Below are 1,889 nucleotides of genomic sequence, written 5' to 3'. Positions count from 1 at the left end.
GACACCAGGTCGGGTGGAGGCGCTTCACCGCCGACGACGACGGTCTCGAGGTGCTCCAGCCCGGCCGGGTCGACCGTCGCCAGGGCCGTCGGCGTGAGCGCGGCATGGGTGACGCGCTGGCTCGACAGGATCTGTGCCAGCTCGGTCCCGCCGTAGACGGTCGGCGGTGCGATGACCAGCCGTCCACCCGATGCGAACGCCCACAGCAGTTCCAGGACCGCCGCATCGAAACTGGGCGACGCGACATGCAGGACACCCGCGTCCGGCCCGATGTCGAATCGTGAACATTGTTCGGTCACCAGGTTCGCCAGGCCCTGGTGCGTGACGATCACGCCCTTGGGCACACCCGTTGAACCGGAGGTGTAGATCACGTATGCCGCCTGGTCGAGTCGGACCGACCGCGTTCGCTCCGCGTCGGTCACCGGTGCCGTCGACAACTCCCCCGCATCGGTCACCGGTACCGCCGACAACTCCCCCGTGTCGGCCGCCTCGTCGAGGACCAACCACGATACTGATCCGGGGAATCGATCTCGCCACTGTGACAGGGTGATTCCCACTGTCGCGCCGGAGTCGGTGAGCATGTGCTCGATGCGGCCGGTCGGATACTGCGGGTCCACTGGAACGAATGCCGCCCCCGACTTCGCCACTGCCCACACCGCAAGTACCGACTCGACCGACCGTGCCAACCCCACCGCGACACTCGTCTCCGGCCCCACCCCTTGATCGATCAGCAACCGCGCCAACCGATTCGACTCCGCATCGAGCTCACCGTAGCTCCACTGCCGATCCTCGAACACCACCGCGACCGCCCCCGGATCACGCTGCACCGTCGCCGTCAGCAGCTGCGGCAGGACCCGCCCCGGCACCTCCGGGGAACCCGAAACCGGTGTCAACTCACGGTATTCCGCGGGGGTGAGCAACTGCAGCCGGGCCAGCGGCAGATCCGGGTCGGTGGCGATGACGTCGAGCACGCGCAGCACCCGCTGCAGGGTCGCCTCGACTGTGTCGTGGTCGAACAGTTCGGGCAGGTACTTGATCTTCAGGTGCAACCGCGTGTCGACGTGCGCGACCACGCCCATCGGATAATGCGCGCCGTCCATACCCGCAACGTCGACGACCCGCATGCCCGCGATATCGGTATCGGCGGTGAGCCCGAAACGATCGACCGGATACGACTCGAACACTGTCATCGTGTCGAACACCGCTGCTGGCCCGGCGACTCGCTCGATTTCGGTGAGGCCGACGAACTGGTGATCGAGCAGAGCGGTCTGCTCGGCCTGGACTCGGTCGAGCAGCTGTCCCAGGCTCTCGGCGGCGTCCAGACGGACCCGCACCGGCAGCGTGTTGATGAACAGTCCGATCATCGATTCGATACCCGCCAGCTGCGGGGACCGCCCCGACACCGCGGCACCGAAGGTCACATCGTCGCGGGAAGTCAACGAGCCCAACACAATTGCCCACGCCAGCTGGATCACGGTGTTGAGGGTGATCCCACGGGCCCTGGCCAGCTGGTTCAGCGCCGCGGTCTGCTCCTCGGTCAGCTCGGCGACCACATCGCGGGACTCGGTGTAACGGCGGCCGGGGTCGGCTTGTGCCACCAAGGTCGGCTCCTCGGTGCCGTCGAACGCAGCGGCCCACGCATCCAGCGCCGCAGGCAGGTCCTGCCCCGCGATCCAGGCCAGGAAGTCCCGGTAGGGACGGACCTCGGGCAGGATGGTGGCATCGCCGTCGGTGGCGTAGAGCACCAGCAGTTCCTTCAGCAGCAGCGGCGTCGACCAGCCATCGAGCAGCAGATGATGATTGGTCAACACCAGCCGGTAGTGCCCCGGCGCGGTGGTAACCAGCATCCACCGCAGCAGCGGCGCACGAGCCGGATCGAACCGGGTCGC

General features: G+C 67.4%; 1 protein-coding gene. It reads right to left on the bottom strand.

Annotated elements, in window-relative coordinates; translation table 11 throughout:
* Positions 1 to 1,889, bottom strand: a 1,889-nt coding sequence (locus tag ABZ293_RS42005) for a condensation domain-containing protein (protein WP_355189917.1), incomplete at both ends; no start/stop codon positions are given.

Origin of the sequence: Nocardia sp. NPDC005998, assembly GCF_040614395.1 — a bacterium.
Taxonomy (GTDB): domain Bacteria; phylum Actinomycetota; class Actinomycetes; order Mycobacteriales; family Mycobacteriaceae; genus Nocardia.
This window is presented reverse-complemented; position numbering and strand designations above follow the sequence as displayed.